Below are 20,762 nucleotides of genomic sequence, written 5' to 3'. Positions count from 1 at the left end.
CGCGACGCGGTCCTGTGGGAGCTGGCAAGCCAGCTCCCACAGGTATTGCGGCGAATGTTACTTGTCGCGAATCGAGAAATTCGCCATGTGTTCCAGGCCCTTGATCAGCGCCGAGTGGTCCCAGTTGCTGCCACCGATGGCCGCGCAGGTGCTGAACACTTGCTGGGCGTTGGCGGTGTTCGGCAGGTTGATGTTCAGCTCCTTGGCGCCTTGCAGGGCCAGATTCAGGTCCTTCTGGTGCAGGCTGATACGGAAGCCTGGATCGAAGGTGCCCTTGATCATGCGCTCGCCGTGCACTTCGAGGATCTTCGACGAAGCAAAACCGCCCATCAGTGCTTCACGCACCTTGGCTGGGTCGGCACCGTTCTTGGCGGCGAACAGCAGGGCTTCGGCCACGGCCTGGATGTTCAGCGCGACGATGATCTGGTTCGCCACTTTGGCGGTTTGACCGTCACCGTTGCCACCGACCAGGGTGATGTTCTTGCCCATGGCCTGGAACAGAGGCAGCGCGCGTTCGAAGGCATCGGCATCGCCGCCGACCATGATGCTCAGGGTCGCGGCCTTGGCGCCGACTTCACCGCCAGACACTGGCGCGTCGAGGTATTGGGCGCCTTTTTCGTTGATCTTGGCGGCGAAGGCCTTGGTGGCGGTCGGCGAGATCGAGCTCATGTCGATCACCACTTTGCCTTTGCCCAGACCAGCAGCAACGCCGTCGGCACGGAACAGCACGTCATCGACCTGCGGGGTATCCGGCACCATGACGATGATGAACTCGGCTTCCTGGGCGACTTCTTTCGGGTTCGCCAGGGCGACGGCGCCACCGGCAACCAGGTCGCCAGGGGCGGCATCGTGGTGCGCCGACAGGAACAGGCTATGACCGGCTTTCTGCAGGTTCAACGCCATTGGGTGGCCCATGATGCCGGTGCCGATAAATCCGATTTTAGCCATGAGAAAATCCTCTTTTTATTGCTTTGTTCGCAAAATTCGTGGGTGTCAGCGAGGGCGCCTTCGCGGGCAAGCCTCGCTCCTGCAGACAACCCCCGATCCCGTAGGAGCGAGGCTTGCCCGCGAAGAACGATGACGCGGTCTCGGATCAGATCGCGTTATGGGTTTTAAGCCAGCCCAGACCCGCTTCGGTGGTGGTCAGCGGCTTGTATTCGCAACCGACCCAACCCTGATAACCGATGCGGTCCAGGTGTTCGAACAGGAAGCGGTAGTTGATTTCGCCGGTACCCGGTTCGTTGCGTCCTGGGTTATCTGCCAACTGCACATGGTTGATTTCGCCCAGGTGAGATTGCAGGGTGCGGGCCAGGTCGCCCTCCATGATTTGCATGTGATAGATGTCGTATTGCAGGAAGAGATTGGCGCTGCCGACCTGCTCGCGAATCGACAGGGCTTGCGCCGTGTTGTTCAGGTAGAAGCCTGGGATGTCGCGGGTATTGATCGCTTCCATCACCAGTTTGATGCCCGCCGCCTGCAGCTTGTCGGCTGCGTACTTGAGGTTGGCGACGAAGGTTTTTTCCACGGTGGCATCGTCAACGCCTTGTGGGCGGATGCCGGCCAGGCAGTTGACCTGGTTGTTGCCCAGCACTTGTGCGTAAGCGATCGCCAGATCGACACCGGCGCGGAACTCTTCAACCCGATCCGGCAGGCAGGCGATACCGCGCTCGCCCTTGGCCCAGTCGCCGGCCGGCAGGTTGAACAGCACTTGGGTCAGACCGTTGGCGTCGAGCTTGGCCTTGATTTCGGCAGAGCTGAAGTCGTACGGGAACAGGTACTCGACACCACTGAAACCGGCCTTGGCGGCCGCTTCGAAACGGGCGAGAAAGTCCTGTTCGGTGAACAGCATGGACAGGTTGGCTGCGAAACGCGGCATGGTGGTCTCCCGTTTTAGGTTCTCGTTCCCACGCAGAGCGTGGGAACGATCATTGAGGTCAATCGAGCAACGAAATCGCCGTTGGCGCATCGTTGCCGACCAGCGCCAGGTCTTCGAATTCGTTGACGGCGTTGATCTCGGTGCCCATTGAAATGTTGGTCACGCGCTCCAGGATGATCTCGACGATCACCGGAACCTTGAACTCTTCGATCATCTGTTCGGCCTTGCGCAGGGCAGGGGCGATTTCAGACGGTTCGAACACACGCAGTGCCTTGCAGCCCAGGCCTTCGGCTACTGCGACGTGATCGACGCCATAACCGTTGAGTTCCGGTGCGTTCAGGTTGTCGAAGGACAGCTGCACGCAGTAGTCCATCTCGAATCCGCGCTGCGCCTGACGGATCAGGCCCAGGTACGAGTTGTTCACCACCACATGAATGTACGGCAGCTTGAACTGCGCACCCACCGCCAATTCTTCGATCATGAACTGGAAGTCATAGTCCCCCGACAGGGCCACGACTTTACGGTTCGGGTCAGCCTTGACCACGCCCAGCGCGGCAGGAATGGTCCAGCCCAGAGGGCCTGCCTGACCGCAGTTGATCCAGTGGCGCGGCTTGTAGACGTGCAGGAACTGCGCGCCGGCAATCTGCGACAGACCGATGGTGCTGACGTAGCAAGTGTCCTTGCCAAACACCTGATTCATTTCTTCGTAAACGCGCTGCGGCTTCACCGGCACGTTGTCGAAGTGGGTCTTGCGCTGCAGGCTGGCTTTGCGCTGCTGGCAGTCTTGCAGCCAGGCGCTGCGGTTTTTCAGCTTGCCGGCAGCTTGCCACTCGCGAGCGACTTCGATGAACACGGTCAGCGCGGCCGCGGCGTCGGACACGATGCCCAGGTCCGGGGTGAATACGCGGCCGATCTGCGTGCCTTCGATGTCGACGTGAATGAACTTGCGGCCTTCGGTGTAGACGTCGACCGAACCGGTGTGACGGTTGGCCCAACGGTTACCGATACCCAGCACTACGTCGGACTTCAGCATCGTGGCGTTGCCATAACGGTGCGAGGTTTGCAGACCCACCATGCCGACCATCAATGGGTGATCGTCCGGGATGGTGCCCCAGCCCATCAGGGTCGGGATGACCGGGATGCCGGTCAGTTCGGCAAATTCCACCAGCAGGTCGCTGGCGTCGGCGTTGATGATGCCACCACCGGCAACCAGCAATGGGCGTTCAGCCTGGTCCAGCAAGGCCAAGGCCTTCTCGACTTGGACGCGGCTAGCGGTTGGCTTGGCCAATGGCAGCGGCTGGTAGGCATCGATGTCGAATTCGATTTCGGCCATCTGTACGTCGAACGGCAGGTCGATCAGCACGGGGCCTGGACGGCCGGAGCGCATTTCATAGAAGGCTTTCTGGAACGCGTAAGGCACCTGGCCCGGTTCCAGGACGGTGGTTGCCCACTTGGTCACTGGCTTGACGATGCTGGTGATATCGACAGCCTGGAAGTCTTCCTTGTGCATACGGGCGCGGGGTGCCTGGCCGGTAATGCAGAGGATGGGGATCGAGTCGGCCGAGGCGCTGTAGAGCCCGGTGACCATGTCGGTACCGGCAGGGCCGGAGGTGCCGATGCACACGCCGATGTTGCCGGCCTTGGTGCGGGTGTAGCCCTCGGCCATGTGCGAGGCGCCTTCAACGTGGCGAGCGAGCACGTGATCGATGCCGCCGACCTTTTGCAGGGCGGAGTACAGCGGGTTGATGGCGGCACCGGGGATGCCAAAAGCGGTATCAACCCCTTCACGGCGCATCACCAGAACGGCGGCTTCGATTGCTCTCATTTTGCTCATGGTTTTGTGCCTCTTACGTTTTGTAATTGTATACAAGTGGCTTTGCGCAGAGTGTATTCACGGCGGACGGCGCAGGTCAATCCATTTTCTCAAGCGGTCGTTTCATTCGTCGGAAGCCCGTTCTACTGTGGCTTTTCGTCGCATGCGGCGCTTTTCGAGAATTATTGTATACAAAAAAATAACTCATTGTGTTCTATTTGTTGCATCGGCCTGCGGCACAACGAAGCAGGCCACCGGCTTTCCGAAAAACAAAATGAGGACGGCACCATGAGCGCTTTAACCTTGAAAGTCGCAGTCAACCTGATCAACGAAGCCATCAACGCAGGGCGCGCCATTTGCGCGGCGCCACTGACCATCGCGGTACTGGATGCCGGCGGGCACCTGATCACCTTGCAACGAGAGGACGGCGCCAGCCTGCTGCGCCCGCACGTCGCCATCGGCAAGGCCTGGGGCGCCATCGCCCTGGGCAAAGGCTCACGCCTGCTGGCACTGGACGCCCAACAGCGCCCGGCGTTTATCGCGGCACTGAATAGCCTGGGGCAGGGCAGCGTCGTGCCGGCACCGGGCGGTGTGTTGATTCGGGATCAGGAGGGCAACGTGCTGGGGGCGGTGGGGATCAGCGGGGATCTGTCGGATGTTGATGAGCAGTGTGCGATCAATGCGATCGAGGCCTTGGGGTTGAGGGCGGATGCTGGGGTGGTGGCTTGATTGGTGGTGATTGAACTGCCGCTATCGTGAGCGCGCTTGTTCCCACAGGGATTGCAGGTGTTCACAATGTTTGTGTCCACCGACAGGCCCTGTGGGAGCTGGCTTGCCAGCGATGATTTTCTGCCTGACACATCCCGCTAAAAGTGTGTATTACCGCTCGGAGTTTCCAAGTCTAGCCTTTTCATGAATTTATCATGAGGGAGGCAAAGGAATGCTCAATTTACCCGCATCACATCGCCTGCGAACGGGTCGCTATGCCGAGCCCAACCGAATCTACTTACTGACCAGTAACACCCTGGGTCGCGAGCCGATTTTTGCCGACTTCGCGCTGGGCAGACTGGCGGTTCGTCAATTTCGCCGAGCGCAAGATCTCGGATTGGCAAAGTCCTTGGCGTGGGTTGTCATGCCCGACCATTTTCATTGGTTGGTCGAATTGGAAAATTGTTCGCTCAGAAAGCTGATGCGCCATACCAAATCCCTGATTACAAGAGAGGTGAATCTTTCGAGTGGTCGAAGCGGGCCGCTTTGGCAGCAGGGTTATCACGACAGGGCCTTAAGGCGAGAGGAGGATTTGGTGACATTGGCCCGGTATGTCGTAGCAAACCCACTGCGGGCCGGGCTTGTTGAAAAACTTGGCAACTATCCGCTGTGGGATGCTATCTGGGTTTGAGCCGACACCGAGTCGCCTTCATCGCTGGCAAGCCAGCTCCCACAGTTTCTGTGTTGAATTCAAATTCTGTGAACGACTCAGATCCCTGTGGGAGCTGGCTTGCCAGCGATGGCTGCACCGCGGTGTATCAGTCCGGCTCACACCCCTTGAGCACCAAGCGGATTATCGTCTGCGCCGCCGCTTCATAATCCTCTTCATCCAGCTTGGCCTTGCCGGTGATGGCGGTGATTTGCCAGTCGAAGTCGGCGTAGGTCTGGGTCGCGGCCCAGATGCTGAACATCAGGTGGTTGGGGTTGATGGGCGCAATCTGGCCACGGTCGATCCAGGTCTGGATGCAGTCGATGTTGTGCTTGGCCTGGCCATTGAGTTGTTCGACCAGGTCGGCGCTCAGGTGTGGCGCACCGTGCATGATTTCGCTGGCGAACACCTTGGAGGCGAAAGGCAGGTCGCGGGAGATGCGGATTTTCGAGCGGATGTAGCCGCTCAGCACTTCACTGGGCACGCCCTCGGGATTGAACGGTGTCGAGGCCTGCAGGATCGGCTCGATGATGCTTTCCAGGACCTCGCGATAGAGGTTTTCCTTGGATTTGAAGTAGTAGTAGACGTTGGGCTTGGGCAATCCCGCCTTGGCTGCGATGTCACTGGTTTTGGTCGCAGCGAAGCCTTTGTCGGCAAATTCTTCACTGGCGGCACGCAGGATCAGTTGTTTGTTGCGCTCGCGGATGGTGCTCATAAACCAGGGGGTTCCTTGCCTGTACTGGCGGTGGCGCATGGTAGCACCGGCCTTCGGCGACGCTCAAGAATGCTCCATGCGGCGTCAGGCCGCGCTATGCTGCACGGCATTCATTCAAGAAGGAAAGCCGATTCATGGCAGGAAGCAGTTTGCTTGTGCTGATCGACGACATCGCCACCGTGCTGGACGATGTGGCGTTGATGACCAAAATGGCCGCCAAGAAGACCGCCGGGGTATTGGGCGACGATCTGGCACTCAACGCCCAGCAGGTCAGCGGCGTGCGTGCCGAGCGGGAAATCCCGGTAGTCTGGGCGGTCGCCAAGGGCTCATTCGTCAACAAACTGATCCTGGTGCCTTCGGCATTGGCCATCAGCGCGTTCATTCCCTGGCTGGTCACGCCGTTGCTGATGGTCGGTGGCGCTTACCTGTGCTTCGAAGGGTTCGAGAAGCTCGCTCACAAGTTCCTGCACAGCAAGGCCGAAGACCAGGCCGAGCATGCGGAGCTGGTAGAGGCGGTAGCGGATCCGACGGTCGACCTGGTGGCGTTCGAAAAGGACAAGATCAAGGGCGCGATCCGTACCGACTTCATCCTCTCGGCGGAAATCATCGCCATCACCCTCGGCGTGGTGGCCGATTCGGCGCTGACCCAGCAAGTCGTCGTGCTCTCGGGTATCGCCATCGTCATGACAATCGGCGTCTACGGGCTGGTGGCGGGCATCGTCAAGCTCGACGACCTGGGCCTGTGGCTGACCCAGAAGCCAGGGCAGATGGCTAAAAGCATCGGCGGTGGCATCCTGCGCGCGGCGCCGTACATGATGAAAAGCCTGTCGGTGATCGGTACGGCAGCGATGTTTCTGGTCGGTGGCGGCATTCTTACCCACGGTGTTCCGGTGGTGCATCACTGGATCGAAGGTGTCAGCGCCGGCGCCGGCGGTGCCGGGTTTATCGTTCCGACGTTGCTCAACGCGGTGGCGGGGATTGTGGCGGGGGCGGTGGTGTTGGTGGGGGTGATGGCCATCAGCAAAATCTGGAAAGCGCTGAGAAATTAAGGCGGCAGCAACACAAAACAACTGTGGGAGCGAGCTTGCTCGCGATGAGGCCGTGTCAGCCACTATCAAAGTTGTCTGACTCACCGCCATCGCGAGCAAGCTCGCTCCCACAGGTTTTTCTGTGTAGCCGAATTACTCGGCGATCTGCAACTTGCGCGACTCGGTATACACGTAACGCACTTTCTCGTACTCGAACGGCGAGTTCAGCTGGCCATAGCGGAAACCGGTCTGGTAGCGCTTGTCGATGCCACGCAGGATCCACACTTCCGGATGGTTGGAGCTGACTTCGGCCACGTTGAGGAAGTTGATGGCGTTCTCGGCGCTGTAATCGACCAGCAGCCCGCCCGTGTCACGCAGATTGGAAGGCCCGAGGATCGGCAATACGAAGTAGGCGCCGCTCGGAACACCATAGAAGCCCAGGGTCTGGCCGAAGTCTTCGTTCTGGCGCTGCAAGCCCATGGCGGTGGCCGGGTCCCACAGGCCGGCGATGCCGATGGTGGTGTTGAGCAGCAGCCGGCCGGTGATTTCCATCGAACGCTGGCCCTTGAACTGCAACAGGCTGTTGAGCAGGTTTGGCACGTCGCCGAGGTTGTTGAAAAAGTTGCTGACGCCGGTGCGCAAGAAGCTCGGCGTGATGTAGCGATAGCCGTCGACCACCGGCAGGAACACCCATTGGTCGAACCGGTAGTTGAAGTGATAGACGCGGCGGTTCCACTGCTCGAGCGGGTCGTAGACGTTCAGGGCGCTGAGCGTTGAGCGTTCGAATTCGCGCTGGTCCAGGCCCGGGTTGAACTTGAGTTTGCTCAGGGGTTCCTTGAAACCGTCGCTGTCGATGACGACAGGGGCGTTGGCTTTGCTGTTGTCCGCATGGGCGATGCCTGCACTGAGTAACGCGGCGATGAGCAGGAGGTATTTAGCCACGGAAGAACTCCAGCATGGCGTCGCTGTTGACGCGGTAATTAAGGTTGCCGCAATGGCCGCCCAGCGGGTAAACGGTCAGGCGATCGCCAAAGGTCCTGCGCAGGAAGCCGAGGTCTCCAGGGCCGAGAATCACATCGTCGGCGTTGTGCATCACGGCGATTTTCGGGCTGTCGTGCAGGTAGTCCTTCAGGGCATACAAGCTCACCTGGTCGATCAGTTGCAGCAGGCTGCCGCCGTCGGTGCGGGCACGCCACATCGGGATCAATTGTTCGGTGATGTAGCAGTCGAAGTCGCATTGCAGCGCACGCTTGAGGTACGGCGTCATGCTGGTGCCTTCGGTGATCGGCGTTTTCGGTGGGGTGATGAGGCCGCGGCGGTTGATCAGGTCCGAGGTGAAGGCGATGTCGGCGGCGGAGAAACGGAACGAGGTGCCGATCAGCATGGCCATCTGTTCGTTGCTCAGGTGCTGCTTGGACTGCTGGAAGTCGTAGAGCAGTGCGTCGTTGAGATCGATGTAGCCCTTCTGCTGGAAGTAACGGGTCAGTTTGTTCAGCACCAGCTCATAGAAGGTGGTGGTGTTGGTGATGCCCTTGACCTCGGTCTGCACCAGTCGGTCCAGGTTGGTGATCGAGGTGTAGAGATTGACCGGAGGATTGAGCAGCAGCACTTTCTTGAAGTTGAAGCTGCGGCGGGTTTCGTCCAGGTGCGCGACGAATGCCGCATCCAGTGCGCCCAAGCTGTAGCCCGTCAGGTAGTAATCGGTGACCGGCAGTTTCGGGTTTTGTGCACGCACCGCCTGCATCACCCGGTACATGTCTTCAGCATCGTCCTTGGTGATACCGGGCGTGGCAAAGCGTGAGGCAGCGCTCATGAAGTCGAAGCTGGTGGGCGACGACAACTGCACTACGTGGTACCCGGCCTTGTAATAGAGCTTTTTCAGGTATTCGTTGAGGCTGCTGTCGTAGCGCGCACCGGTGCCGGCGATCAGGAAAATCAGCGGCGCGGCTTTATCCTGGGTGGCGATGCGATAGGTGAGTTTCTTCACTGGCCAGAAGTTGTCCGGCAGTTCGAACGCGCGTTCCGGGCGCAAGGTGACGCTGCGGTCCGCCTGATCGATGTCGTCATCCAGCGGCAGCTCGGGACGCAAGTCCGGCGGCGTCGTGGCAATCGTCGCCTCAAACGGGTTGGTCAAGGGGTAGCCATAACTGGCGGCGTCGATATCGACCGCCAGTGCGGGCGCACTCAAGATAAGGCCGCCAAACAGGGCGGCTAAGCGCAAGGAACGGAGCATGACTAGATCCCTTAGAGAAGGTGCCGAATGAAGTTCGCAGGCTATGACCACTGGATCTGCGCCAAAGTGCCACGCATCGGCACCAAACAGGCCTTAATTCCGAGTAATAGTAGCGGGAAGATACACTTTGCAGTGATTGAATGACCAGTTAACAGTTGTTATTGCTTGCGTCATGCTGCCGGGCGATTAAGCTGGCCGCCGTTTTCGCGTATTGGAGTGCTCCATGTCCCGCCGTCTGCCCGTGATTCTGCTGCTCGTCCTGCTGCCCCTCTGGCTGGCCGCCAGTTATGGAGCGCGTTATGGCTTTATGGAGGATTCGCAGTGGGTCGGCATCTGCGTGGATGAGGCAAGTCGTTGGGAATGCCAGGTCCGTTCGAGCCTGGGCCTGATGATTCATTTCCAGGTATTGGGCTGGGGTGCGTTGGCTGCCGCGGTGATCGGCTTTGTATTGCCCGGGAGGGCAGGGTGGTGGTTGGCGGTACTGGCGCTGGTGCTCGGGTTTCCGGCGCTGGCGCTGTATAACACGACAATGGCGGTGTTTGCGGTGGTGATTGCGGGGTTGCGGTTGGTCAGGGCCTCCCGTAGCGCCTGATAGATAGCCTTCGCGAGTAGGCTCGCTCCCACAATAGACCTTCATTGAGCACAGATTTTATCTACGCTGAAGATCGACGTGTGGAAGCGAGCCTGCTCGCGAAGAGGCCGATGCCGTGCTACAAATCAGCCCTTGCGAACCCGCAAACTGCGCCACAATGCTATCACCATCAACACACTCACTAGCGCCCAACCCCAGGCCTGTTGGTTGTACAAGCCTTCCTGATACAGCTGCGGCGCGATGCCGGCACCGATGATGAAGGTCAGCAGGGCGATCTCCCGACGCGGCACGCGCACGGGGCGGCACAGGTAAACCAGTGCTGGCAGGATGAAGGCGACGCTTGGAAAGCTGCGATAACGCGGGTCGAACACCAGCTCCAGCATCATCACCGCGGCGGCAAATCCGGCCACTGCCAGTATCCAGCCAGCCCGACGTTCCAGCGCATTGAACGCCCATCCACGCCAACCTGTGCGAGGGCTCAGCGTCAGCGCGGCGTGGGCCAGCACCAACACGTTCAATGCAGTCAGCACAGCAACCCACAACCATTCACTGGCAAAGCGCGTGGTGACCCGTGCAAGATCGCCCCAGGCGCCAATCGAGCAAGCGGCCAATGCACCCAACAGCGGCAGCACCAGTGCGGCGCGAGTGCTGCGCACGCGTCCACCGAGAATCAGTGTGCCAAGGAAGATAAACCCGCCGACAACCAGCCACTGCGACCAATACGGCACGTTGCTTACCGGCCCTGCGAGCACGCCCTTGTCCTGGCGATCGGCATCGAACAGCCCCCAATAACCGCCGACCGCACCTTCACTGGCGCGTTTCCACGGCTGGTCGAAGGCCTCGATGAGGTTGTAGTGCCAACCGTGCTGCTCGGCCATGGCGACAAAACCACGAATGAACCTGGCTTCGTTGACCCGGCTCGGCAAGGCGGTTTCACGCTGGCGGCCTTCGCTCGGCCAGCCAGTCTCGCCAATCATCACGTCCTTGGGCGCGAACTTGTTGCCGAACACCTGGCGCACTTGCGCCACATGTTGCAGTGCGGCATCGATGTTCGAAGGGTCATCTTCCCAATAAGGCAGCAAGTGGATGGTCAGGAAGTCCACCGCCGGTGCGATTTCCGGGTGCTTGAGCCAGAACTCCCACACATCGGCATAGGTAACCGGTTGCTTGACCTGGCTTTTGACCTTGTTGATCAGCTTCACCAGCTGGGCACCGGTGACTTCCTTGCGCAGCAGGGTTTCGTTGCCGACGATCACCGCGCTGACCACGTCCGCGTTGGCGTTGGCCGAGGCAATCAGCAGGTCGACTTCTTTTTCGGTGTCTACCGGGTTGCTGTTGATCCAGGCGCCGATCATCATTTTCAGCCCGTGCTTGCGCGCCAGATCCGGCAGGGCCTCGAGCCCCGTCATCGAGTAGGTTCGAATGCATTCGAAGCGAGTTGCCAGCAGCGCGAGGTCGGCATCCATGCGCTCGGGACGCAGATTGAACGGCACGTCGAACGGCGACTGGTCCTTGTCGAACGGGGTGTAGGAGGCGCATTGCAACTTGTGCGTTGCGCTGGCGACGTCCGGCAGGATCACCGGTTTGCCGAGGCCGTACCAGAAGCCACCCAGGGCAAACAGCCCCAGCAGGCAAGCGAATAGATAGGCAAAAAAAGGAAAGCGCGATGTCGCAGGCATGGTCAGGCCGTCTGGGAGCAAAGCGGCGCATGTTACCTGCATTTGTCGCGTGCTTGGTGGCCTGCATGATTTTGACATGCAAAGTTCGGGCGGATTGCCCGGGAGGTCTGACGCGCTCAACGTTAATGGCGTTCTGATGTCGTTTCTCGCTGCCTTGAGGTCGCTGGCAGAGCAGGTCGCTGATAGCGTCAGGTTGATGATCGCTACTGTCAGTACTCCGCTGATGTTCGAACGAGTTTGCGGTGGGGCGTGATGGGGGCGCTGTGCACTATAACTATACGTTGACGCGACTCGGCATCCGTCGAGCGCAGCACTTTCGGGGAAGTAACGATGAAGATGCGACGACTTTTAGGCGCAGGTGCCGCTCTGGTACTTGCGATGGGCTCCACATTCGCCAATGCCGAGAACAAGACCCTGAGCATCGGTTACGTTGACGGCTGGTCCGACAGCGTCGCGACTACTCACGTGGCTGCTGAAGTGATCAAGCAGAAACTGAATTACGACGTGAAGCTGCAAGCCGTCGCCACCGGGATCATGTGGCAGGGTGTCGCCACCGGTAAACTCGACGCTATGCTGTCGGCCTGGCTGCCAGTGACCCACGGTGATTACTGGACCAAGAACAAAGACCAGGTCGTCGACTACGGCCCGAACTTCAAGGACGCCAAGATCGGCCTGATCGTGCCGGAGTACGTCAAGGCCAAGTCCCTTGAAGACCTGAAGACCGATGACAGCTTCAAGAAGCGCATCGTCGGCATCGACGCCGGTTCAGGCGTGATGCTCAAGACCGAGCAGGCGATCAAGGACTACGACCTGACCGGCTATCAACTCAAGGCCAGTTCCGGCGCCGGCATGATCGCCGAGCTGACCCGTGCCGAGAAGAAAAACGAATCCATCGCCGTCACCGGTTGGGTGCCGCACTGGATGTTCGCCAAGTGGAAACTGCGTTTCCTGGAAGACCCGAAAGGCGTGTATGGCGCGGCTGAAACCGTGAACAGCATCGGCAGCAAAGAGCTTGCGACCAAGGCACCGGAAGTGGCCAAGTTCCTGAAGAACTTCCAGTGGGCTTCGAAAGACGAAATCGGCGAAGTCATGCTGGCCATCCAGGAAGGCGCCAAGCCTGAAGCGGCGGCCAAGGATTGGGTAGCCAAGCACCCGGAGCGCGTGGCTGACTGGACCAAATAACGGGCATCTCGCTGTACCCTGTAGGAGCGAGCTTGCTCGCGAAGGGGCCATAACATTCAACATCATTGTTGTCTGTTACGCCGCCTTCGCGAGCAAGCTCGCTCCTACAGTTGTTTCAGGTGTGCTGGAAATTGGCAAATACGTCACGTGGCTCTAAGACTAAGGTCGTCTGGAACCTGCCCCGCAGCCGCATAGAGTGGATACCGTTCCAACTAAATCTGTGCTGCGAGGATAAAAACAATGAACGACAGCATTTACCTCTCGATTCAAAACAGCCCGCGATTCAAGGAGCTGGTTAGCAAGAGGGAACGATTCGCCTGGATTCTTTCGGCGATCATGCTAGGGCTTTACTCCGGATTCATCCTTTTGATTGCTTACGGTCCGCATTTACTGGGGGCGAAAATCAGCCCCGAGTCATCGATTACCTGGGGCATACCGATCGGTGTCGGGCTGATTGTCTCGGCCTTTGTCCTGACCGGTATTTACGTACGACGCGCCAATGGCGAATTCGACGACCTGAATAATGCGATTCTCAAGGAGGCTCAGCAATGATCCGGCGTCTAATGGCTCTTTTGAGCATCGCAGCCTTCGCACCGGGCGCCTGGGCGGCTGATGCCCTGACTGGCGCCGTGCAAAAACAACCGCTTAACGTGTCGGCGATCCTGATGTTCGTCGCATTCGTTGGTGCGACCCTGTGCATCACCTACTGGGCTTCCAAGAAAAACAAGTCGGCCTCCGACTACTACGCGGCAGGTGGCAAGATCACCGGCTTCCAGAACGGTCTGGCGATTGCCGGTGACTATATGTCCGCGGCATCCTTCCTGGGTATTTCCGCGCTGGTATTCACCTCTGGCTACGATGGCCTGATCTACTCGATCGGCTTCCTGGTGGGCTGGCCGATCATTCTGTTCCTGATCGCCGAGCGCCTGCGTAACCTGGGCAAGTACACCTTCGCCGACGTGGCGTCCTATCGCCTTGGGCAAACCCAGATCCGCTCGCTGTCCGCTTGTGGTTCGCTGGTGGTGGTGGCGTTCTACCTGATCGCGCAAATGGTCGGTGCCGGCAAGCTGATCCAGTTGCTGTTTGGCCTCGACTACCACGTTGCGGTGATCCTGGTCGGTATCCTGATGTGCGCCTACGTACTGTTCGGCGGCATGCTGGCGACCACCTGGGTACAGATCATCAAGGCGGTATTGCTGCTGTCCGGCGCTTCTTTCATGGCGCTGATGGTGATGAAACACGTCAACTTCGACTTCAACATGCTGTTCTCCGAGGCGATCAAGGTTCACCCTAAAGGTGAAGCGATCATGAGCCCGGGCGGCCTGGTGAAAGATCCGATCTCCGCGTTCTCCCTGGGTCTGGCTCTGATGTTCGGTACTGCGGGCCTGCCGCACATCCTGATGCGCTTCTTCACCGTGGGTGACGCGAAAGAAGCACGCAAGAGCGTGCTGTACGCAACCGGCTTCATTGGCTACTTCTATATCCTGACCTTCATCATCGGCTTCGGCGCGATCCTGCTGGTGAGCACGAACCCGGCCTTTAAAGATGCGGCTGGCGCGTTGCTGGGCGGTAACAACATGGCGGCGGTGCACCTGGCCAATGCGGTAGGTGGCAGTATCTTCCTCGGCTTCATTTCGGCGGTAGCGTTCGCGACCATTCTGGCAGTGGTTGCCGGCCTGACCCTGGCCGGTGCCTCGGCGGTGTCCCACGACCTGTACGCCAGTGTGATCAAGAAGGGCAAGGCCAACGAGAAGGATGAGATCCGCGTCTCGAAAATCACCACCATCGCCCTCGCGGTGCTGGCGATCGCCCTGGGCATCCTGTTCGAAAGCCAGAACATTGCGTTCATGGTGGGCCTGGCGTTCTCCATCGCGGCGAGCTGCAACTTCCCGGTCCTGCTGCTTTCCATGTACTGGAAAAAGCTGACCACTCGTGGCGCGATGATCGGTGGCTGGATGGGGCTGGTGAGCGCTGTGGGCTTGATGGTCCTTGGCCCAACCATCTGGGTACAGATCCTGCATCACGAGAAGGCGATCTTCCCATATGAGTACCCGGCGCTGTTCTCGATGATCATCGCTTTTGTCGGGATTTGGTTCTTCTCGATTACTGACAAGTCGACTGCGGCCGATAACGAGCGGGCGCTGTTCTTCCCGCAGTTCGTTCGTTCGCAGACTGGTTTGGGGGCGAGCGGGGCGGTTTCGCACTAAGAGCAGCTAGACGCTACAAGTTATAAGCTGCACGCAAATGCCCCGGTCGAGAGATTGGGGCATTTTTTATTGGGCGGTTATCGGTCAATGATCGTTCCTATGCTGCGTGGGAATGCATCCCGTGACGCTCTGCGTCACACATGCACAGGACTCAAGCCTTGCGTCGACAGCGGAACGCGGAGCGTCCCTGGCGGCATTCCCACGCGGAGCATGGGAACGATATGCTCAAACAAAAACGGCCGCACTGAAATGCCCCGGGCGAGAGATCGGGGCTTTTTATATTGGGCGGTGATCGGCTATTTATAATCGTTCCTACGCTCTGCGTGGGAATGCATCCTGTGACGCTCTGCGTCACACATGCACAGGACTCAAGCCTTGCGTCGACAGCGGAGCGCGGAGCGTCCCTGGCGGCATTCCCAAGCGGAGCATGGGAACGATATGCTCAAACAAAAACGGCCTCCTGCTCTCTATATAAAAAGCAGGAGGCCGTTTCCGGTACAACTCAACACGCTATCGTAAGAAAGATCTTACTTGCGGTCTTCCAGCTTGGTGATGTCACGCGACTCGTAGCCGGTGTACAGCTGGCGTGGACGGCCAATCTTGTACGGGCTGGAGAGCATTTCTTTCCAGTGGGAGATCCAGCCGACGGTCCGCGCCAGGGCGAAGATCACGGTGAACATGCTGGTTGGAATGCCGATCGCCTTGAGGATGATCCCCGAGTAGAAGTCGACGTTCGGGTACAGCGAGCGTTCGATGAAGTACGGGTCGGTCAGGGCGATCTCTTCCAGGCGCATGGCCAGTTCGAGTTGCGGATCGTTCTGGATGCCCAGTTCCTTTAGCACTTCGTCGCAGGTCTGCTTCATCACGGTGGCGCGTGGGTCGCGGTTTTTGTAAACGCGGTGACCGAAGCCCATCAGCTTGAACGGATCGTTCTTGTCCTTGGCCTTGGCGATGAACTTGTCGATGTTCGAGACATCGCCAATTTCGTCGAGCATGGTCAGTACGGCTTCGTTGGCACCGCCGTGGGCAGGGCCCCACAGTGCAGCGATACCGGCGGCGATACAGGCGAACGGGTTGGCACCCGAGGAGCCCGCCAGGCGCACGGTGGAAGTCGACGCGTTCTGCTCGTGGTCGGCATGGAGGATGAAGATCCGGTCCATGGCCTTGGCGAGTACCGGGCTGATCGGTTTGATCTCGCACGGGGTGTTGAACATCATGTGCAGGAAGTTTTCCGCGTACGACAGGTCGTTGCGCGGGTACATCATGGGTTGGCCCATGGAGTACTTGTAAACCATCGCAGCCAGGGTTGGCATCTTGGCAACCAGGCGGATCGCGGAGATTTCGCGATGCTGCGGGTTATTGATGTCCAGGGAGTCGTGGTAGAAGGCCGAGAGGGCGCCGACTACACCGCACATGACGGCCATCGGGTGGGCGTCGCGACGGAAGCCGTTGAAAAAGGTCTTCAGCTGCTCGTGAACCATGGTGTGGTTCTTCACGGTGCCGACGAACTGGGCCTTCTGTTCTGCGGTCGGCAGCTCGCCGTTGAGCAGCAGGTAGCAGGTTTCCAGGTAGTCCGACTTTTCAGCCAGCTGTTCGATCGGGTAGCCGCGGTGCAGCAGGATGCCGTTGTCGCCGTCGATATAGGTGATCTTCGATTCGCAGGAAGCGGTCGACATGAAACCGGGGTCGAAAGTGAAGCGGCCCGTGGCCGTCAGGCCCCGAACATCGATAACATCGGGACCAACGGTGCCGGTTAAAATGGGCAGCTCGACGGGGGCTGCGCCCTCGATGATCAACTGCGCTTTTTTGTCAGCCATGTGGCCTCCTATTTATGCTTGAAATCATCAGACAGACCCCCCACGCAGGGCCCGCACCACTATAGTGAGATAAATTTGAATGTCAATTTGCCTAAAGTCTTGCTCCAGAAGGCTTTAACCCTACTTTTTTATCGAAATTGACCGCCATTTACGCCTTTTATACGTGTTGCGCAATGCGCCGTTTTGGGAAGGTATGTCCGTTGTCATTAGTAGCCTAACTGTCTATACTCGGCCACCGACCGCCAAGGGCTTTTGGGCTTGCGTTATTGGGGGTCGCCTCCCTGGGTGGTGGTTACCTGACCAGTGCACTCCCCAACAACTTTGCCCTGATTGTTAGGGGCTCTTCAGTGTGAAAAAAAAGCCGTGAAAAGCCAACGACCTGTAAACCTAGACCTAAGGACCATCAAACTCCCAGTCACTGCTTACACGTCCATCCTTCACCGTATCTCCGGTGTCATCCTCTTCGTGTGCCTTGCCATCATGCTTTATGCATTGGACAAGTCGCTGAGTTCCGAGGAAGGCTTCGGTGAGGTGAAAGCGTGTCTGACCAGTCCGCTAGCCAAGCTAGTGATTTGGGGCATCCTGTCCGCCTTGCTGTATCACTTGGTAGCCGGTGTGCGCCACTTGATCATGGACATGGGCATCGGTGAGACGCTGGAAGGCGGCAAGCTGGGCTCGAAAATCATTATCGCCGTTTCCGTGGTGGTAATCGTTCTGGCAGGAGTTTGGATATGGTAACTAACGTCACGAACCTCTCGCGTTCGGGCCTCTATGACTGGATGGCGCAACGTGTGTCTGCGGTCGTTCTCGCGGCTTACTTCATTTTCCTGATCGGATACCTCGTGGCGAACCCGGGCCTTGGCTACGACCAATGGCACGCGCTCTTCGCTAACAACTGGATGCGTATCTTCAGCCTGCTGGCCCTCGTTGCTCTGGGCGCTCACGCCTGGGTCGGCATGTGGACCATTGCGACCGACTACCTGACGCCAATGGCGTTCGGCAAGTCCGCGACGGCTATACGTTTCCTCTTCCAGGCAGTATGCGGCGTTGCGATGTTCGCTTACTTCGTCTGGGGTGTGCAGATTCTCTGGGGTATCTGATTCATGGCTAACATTCCAACGATTTCTTTCGACGCCATCATTATTGGTGGTGGCGGTGCCGGCATGCGCGCAGCGCTGCAGCTGGCGCAAGGCGGTCACAAGACTGCGGTAATCACCAAGGTTTTCCCGACCCGTTCGCACACCGTATCCGCCCAGGGCGGCATCACCTGCGCCATCGCGTCCGCTGACCCGAACGATGACTGGCGCTGGCACATGTACGATACCGTCAAGGGTTCCGACTACATCGGTGACCAGGATGCTATCGAATACATGTGTCAGGAAGGCCCGGCCGCCGTTTTCGAGCTGGACCACATGGGTCTGCCGTTCTCGCGTACCGAAACCGGCCGTATCTATCAGCGTCCGTTCGGCGGTCAGTCCAAGGACTACGGTAAAGGCGGCCAGGCTGCCCGTACTTGCGCCGCTTCCGACCGTACCGGTCACGCGCTGTTGCACACCCTTTATCAGGGCAACCTGAAGGCCGGTACCACGTTCCTGAACGAGTACTACGCCGTTGACCTGGTGAAAAACCAGGCTGGCGAATTCGTCGGCGTTATCGCCATCTGCATCGAAACCGGCGAAACCACCTACATCCGTGCCAAGGCTACCGTTCTGGCCACCGGCGGTGCAGGTCGTATCTACGCGTCCACCACCAACGCCCTGATCAACACCGGCGACGGCGTTGGCATGGCCCTGCGTGCTGGCGTACCGGTACAAGACATCGAAATGTGGCAGTTCCACCCGACCGGCATCGCCGGCGCCGGCGTACTGGTCACCGAAGGTTGCCGTGGTGAAGGTGGTTACCTGATCAACAAGCACGGCGAGCGTTTCATGGAGCGTTATGCTCCGAACGCCAAGGACCTTGCCGGTCGTGACGTTGTGGCCCGCTCGATGGTTAAGGAAATCATCGCCGGCAACGGTTGCGGTCCGAATGGCGACCACGTGATGCTAAAACTCGACCACCTGGGCGAGGAAGTGCTGCACAGCCGTCTGCCAGGCATCTGCGAACTGTCGAAGACTTTCGCGCACGTTGACCCGGTTGTCGCTCCGGTTCCGGTTGTTCCGACTTGCCACTATATGATGGGCGGCGTTGCCACCAACATCCATGGCCAGGCGATCACCCAGGACGCCGAAGGCGTGGACACCATCATCCCAGGCCTGTTCGCTGTAGGCGAAGTGGCTTGCGTATCGGTTCACGGCGCCAACCGTCTGGGCGGCAACTCGCTGCTCGACCTGGTGGTCTTCGGCCGTGCTGCCGGCCTGCACCTGGAAAAGGCGCTGACCGACGGTATCGAATACGACGACGCCACCGAAGCCGACATTACTGCGGCCTTGTCGCGCCTTGCCGCTCTGAACGAGCGTACCGATGGCGAAGACGTGGCAACCCTGCGTCGCGAGCTGCAAAGCTGCATGCAGAACTACTTCGGTGTATTCCGTACCGGCGAATACATGCAGAAGGGTATTGCCCAGCTGGCCGATCTGCGCAAGCGCATCGCCAACGTGAAGATCAACGACAAGTCGCAGGCGTTCAACACTGCGCGTATCGAAGCTCTGGAACTGCAGAACCTGCTGGAAGTGGCCGAAGCCACCGCCATCGCTGCCGAAGTACGTAAAGAGTCCCGCGGTGCTCACGCCCGTGAAGACTTCGAAGATCGTGACGACGAAAACTGGCTGTGCCACACCCTGTACTTCCCGGGTGAGAAGCGCGTTGCCAAGCGTGCCGTGAACTTCTCGCCGAAGACTGTTCCGACTTTTGAACCTAAGATTCGGACTTATTAAGGGTGGCCGCCATGTTGCAAGTCAGTGTTTATCGTTACAACCCTGATCAGGACGCTGCGCCGTTCATGCAGGAATTCCAGGTCGATACCGGTGGTAAAGACTTGATGGTGCTGGACGTACTGGCCCTGATCAAAGAGCAGGACGAAGGTTTCTCCTATCGTCGCTCTTGCCGTGAAGGTGTTTGCGGTTCCGACGGCATGAACATCAACGGCAAAAACGGCCTGGCGTGCGTCACGCCGCTGTCTGCCGTCGTAAAAGGTAACAAGTTGATCGTTCGTCCTCTGCCAGGTTTGCCGGTTATCCGTGACCTGGTCGTCGATATGAGCATCTTCTACAAGCAATACGAAAAGGTTAAGCCTTACCTGCAGAACGACACGCCGGCTCCGGCCATCGAGCGTCTGCAGTCCCCTGAAGAGCGTGAAAAGCTCGACGGTCTGTACGAGTGCATCCTGTGCGCCTGCTGCTCGACCTCGTGCCCGTCCTTCTGGTGGAACCCTGACAAGTTCCTGGGTCCAGCTGCACTGCTGCAAGCGTACCGCTTCCTGGCAGACAGCCGTGACACCAAGACGTCCGAGCGTCTGGCTTCGCTCGATGACCCGTTCAGCGTATTCCGCTGCCGCGGGATCATGAACTGCGTCAACGTATGTCCCAAAGGCCTGAACCCGACTAAGGCCATCGGTCACATCCGTAACATGCTGCTCTCCAGCGGCGTGTGATTCAGCTGCTGTACCCGTTGTACCCGTAGATGCTGCGGCGCAGGCTTCAACCGGCGCCGTAGTTTTAACCTGAGCAGCAGCTTAAAAGGCTGCGGCTCTTATTTTGAAGAAATGAGACAAGCAGGGGCATCCGGGCTGGTACCCGGACTATCAGTGTGATCCTAGTGGCTTGTTTTGGTCGCTGCATTCGGACTTCTGCAAGTTTGCTCGGTGTCGACACCGGTGGTGTTCCCCTAACCGAGGGTGACCAAGCATGCAAGAAAGCGTGATGCAGCGCATGTGGAACAGCGCCTACCTATCCGGTAGTAACGCTGCCTATGTGGAAGAGCTCTACGAGCTCTACCTGCACGACCCTAACGCTGTGCCAGAAGAGTGGCGCACCTACTTCCAGAAGTTGCCTGCTGACGGCAACTCTGCCACCGATGTTTCGCACTCCACAATTCGCGATCATTTCGTCTTGCTGGCAAAGAACCAGCGCCGCGCTCAACCGGTTTCCGCCGGCAGCGTGAGCAGTGAGCACGAGAAGAAGCAAGTTGAAGTGCTGCGATTGATCCAGGCCTACCCTATGCCTGGCCACCAGCCAGCCCAGCTTGACCCCCAGGGGCTGTGGC

General features: G+C 58.9%; 19 protein-coding genes and 1 pseudogene. 12 read left to right on the top strand and 8 right to left on the bottom strand.

Features of this window, described 5'->3' with window-relative positions; genetic code table 11:
* Positions 1-57 precede the first annotated feature (57 nt).
* From ACIO0C_RS29390 to gcl, 3 genes are all read right to left on the bottom strand, one after another.
* Positions 58-948, bottom strand: a complete 891-nt coding sequence (locus ACIO0C_RS29390) for a 2-hydroxy-3-oxopropionate reductase (RefSeq protein WP_401317728.1) — start codon at positions 946-948, stop codon at positions 58-60.
* 145 nt (positions 949-1,093) lie between these two features.
* Positions 1,094-1,876, bottom strand: coding sequence for a hydroxypyruvate isomerase (gene hyi, locus ACIO0C_RS29385; protein WP_401317727.1), 783 nt, complete (start codon positions 1,874-1,876; stop codon positions 1,094-1,096).
* Positions 1,877-1,934: 58 nt separating this feature from the next.
* Positions 1,935-3,710, bottom strand: coding sequence for a glyoxylate carboligase (gene gcl, locus ACIO0C_RS29380; RefSeq protein WP_401317725.1), 1,776 nt, complete (start codon positions 3,708-3,710; stop codon positions 1,935-1,937).
* A gap of 267 nt (positions 3,711-3,977) precedes the next feature.
* On the opposite strand from gcl, the gene ACIO0C_RS29375 reads away from it, so the two are divergent.
* Both ACIO0C_RS29375 and ACIO0C_RS29370 read left to right on the top strand, forming a co-directional pair.
* A complete protein-coding gene (locus tag ACIO0C_RS29375) occupies positions 3,978-4,418 on the top strand; it encodes a heme-binding protein (protein WP_401317723.1) in 441 nt (146 codons plus the stop codon).
* Between the two features lie 211 nt (positions 4,419-4,629).
* Positions 4,630-5,088 (top strand): REP-associated tyrosine transposase, encoded by a 459-nt coding sequence (locus tag ACIO0C_RS29370; protein ID WP_401317722.1) that lies wholly within the window; start codon positions 4,630-4,632, stop codon positions 5,086-5,088.
* Positions 5,089-5,215: 127 nt separating this feature from the next.
* Here the strand turns inward: ACIO0C_RS29370 and ACIO0C_RS29365 are convergent, their stop codons facing one another.
* The gene (locus ACIO0C_RS29365) at positions 5,216-5,821 is read right to left on the bottom strand and encodes a TetR/AcrR family transcriptional regulator (RefSeq protein WP_401317720.1); all 606 of its coding nucleotides are present in this window, start codon (positions 5,819-5,821) and stop codon (positions 5,216-5,218) included.
* A 134-nt stretch (positions 5,822-5,955) separates the two neighbouring features.
* Here ACIO0C_RS29365 and ACIO0C_RS29360 point away from each other — a divergent pair, with 134 nt between their 5' ends.
* The gene (locus ACIO0C_RS29360) at positions 5,956-6,870 is read left to right on the top strand and encodes a DUF808 domain-containing protein (RefSeq protein ID WP_401317718.1); all 915 of its coding nucleotides are present in this window, start codon (positions 5,956-5,958) and stop codon (positions 6,868-6,870) included.
* Positions 6,871-7,002: 132 nt separating this feature from the next.
* Here ACIO0C_RS29360 and ACIO0C_RS29355 read toward each other — a convergent pair whose 3' ends face one another.
* Both ACIO0C_RS29355 and ACIO0C_RS29350 read right to left on the bottom strand, forming a co-directional pair.
* Complete coding sequence (locus ACIO0C_RS29355) at positions 7,003-7,791, bottom strand: VacJ family lipoprotein (protein WP_401317716.1); 789 nt, start codon at positions 7,789-7,791, stop codon at positions 7,003-7,005.
* The gene (locus tag ACIO0C_RS29350; protein WP_401317713.1) at positions 7,784-9,082 is read right to left on the bottom strand and encodes a serine/threonine protein kinase; all 1,299 of its coding nucleotides are present in this window, start codon (positions 9,080-9,082) and stop codon (positions 7,784-7,786) included. Before ACIO0C_RS29350 ends, ACIO0C_RS29355 begins: the two co-directional genes overlap by 8 nt.
* A 223-nt stretch (positions 9,083-9,305) precedes the next feature.
* Here ACIO0C_RS29350 and ACIO0C_RS29345 point away from each other — a divergent pair, with 223 nt between their 5' ends.
* The gene (locus ACIO0C_RS29345; RefSeq protein WP_401317711.1) at positions 9,306-9,674 is read left to right on the top strand and encodes a hypothetical protein; all 369 of its coding nucleotides are present in this window, start codon (positions 9,306-9,308) and stop codon (positions 9,672-9,674) included.
* A gap of 125 nt (positions 9,675-9,799) precedes the next feature.
* On the opposite strand, the gene ACIO0C_RS29340 is transcribed toward ACIO0C_RS29345, so the two are convergent.
* Positions 9,800-11,395: a beta (1-6) glucans synthase gene (locus tag ACIO0C_RS29340; RefSeq protein WP_401317708.1), complete on the bottom strand. Its 1,596-nt coding sequence runs from the start codon at positions 11,393-11,395 to the stop codon at positions 9,800-9,802.
* Positions 11,396-11,683: 288 nt separating this feature from the next.
* Between ACIO0C_RS29340 and ACIO0C_RS29335 the strand changes: the two genes are divergently transcribed.
* The 3 genes from ACIO0C_RS29335 (at position 11,684) to ACIO0C_RS29325 (ending at position 14,742) form a co-directional block, all read left to right on the top strand.
* Positions 11,684-12,535, top strand: a complete 852-nt coding sequence (locus ACIO0C_RS29335; RefSeq protein ID WP_401317706.1) for a glycine betaine ABC transporter substrate-binding protein — start codon at positions 11,684-11,686, stop codon at positions 12,533-12,535.
* Between the two features lie 240 nt (positions 12,536-12,775).
* Positions 12,776-13,087: a DUF485 domain-containing protein gene (locus ACIO0C_RS29330; protein ID WP_258684927.1), complete on the top strand. Its 312-nt coding sequence runs from the start codon at positions 12,776-12,778 to the stop codon at positions 13,085-13,087.
* A complete protein-coding gene (locus ACIO0C_RS29325) occupies positions 13,084-14,742 on the top strand; it encodes a cation acetate symporter (protein ID WP_008061163.1) in 1,659 nt (552 codons plus the stop codon). Before ACIO0C_RS29330 ends, ACIO0C_RS29325 begins: the two co-directional genes overlap by 4 nt.
* A 527-nt stretch (positions 14,743-15,269) precedes the next feature.
* Here the strand turns inward: ACIO0C_RS29325 and gltA are convergent.
* The gene (gltA, locus tag ACIO0C_RS29320; RefSeq protein WP_007959044.1) at positions 15,270-16,559 is read right to left on the bottom strand and encodes a citrate synthase; all 1,290 of its coding nucleotides are present in this window, start codon (positions 16,557-16,559) and stop codon (positions 15,270-15,272) included.
* A 363-nt stretch (positions 16,560-16,922) separates the two neighbouring features.
* Between gltA and sdhC the strand changes: the two genes are divergently transcribed.
* The 5 genes and pseudogenes from sdhC to ACIO0C_RS29295 all read left to right on the top strand — a co-directional run.
* Complete coding sequence (sdhC, locus tag ACIO0C_RS29315) at positions 16,923-17,297, top strand: succinate dehydrogenase, cytochrome b556 subunit (RefSeq protein ID WP_032831904.1); 375 nt, start codon at positions 16,923-16,925, stop codon at positions 17,295-17,297.
* Positions 17,291-17,659, top strand: a complete 369-nt coding sequence (sdhD, locus tag ACIO0C_RS29310) for a succinate dehydrogenase, hydrophobic membrane anchor protein (protein ID WP_008063295.1) — start codon at positions 17,291-17,293, stop codon at positions 17,657-17,659. The genes sdhC and sdhD overlap by 7 nt, the downstream gene beginning before the upstream one ends.
* A 3-nt stretch (positions 17,660-17,662) precedes the next feature.
* Complete coding sequence (gene sdhA, locus ACIO0C_RS29305; protein ID WP_008063296.1) at positions 17,663-19,435, top strand: succinate dehydrogenase flavoprotein subunit; 1,773 nt, start codon at positions 17,663-17,665, stop codon at positions 19,433-19,435.
* An 11-nt stretch (positions 19,436-19,446) separates the two neighbouring features.
* Complete coding sequence (locus tag ACIO0C_RS29300) at positions 19,447-20,151, top strand: succinate dehydrogenase iron-sulfur subunit (protein WP_008063297.1); 705 nt, start codon at positions 19,447-19,449, stop codon at positions 20,149-20,151.
* A 253-nt stretch (positions 20,152-20,404) separates the two neighbouring features.
* Positions 20,405-20,762, top strand: a pseudogene (locus ACIO0C_RS29295) (2-oxoglutarate dehydrogenase E1 component); the annotation flags it as partial.

It is taken from the genome of Pseudomonas sp. NPDC087336, from assembly GCF_044744285.1.
Taxonomy (GTDB): domain Bacteria; phylum Pseudomonadota; class Gammaproteobacteria; order Pseudomonadales; family Pseudomonadaceae; genus Aquipseudomonas.
The sequence above is the reverse complement of the archived record's forward strand: the minus strand, read 5'-3'. Positions and strand labels throughout refer to the sequence as shown.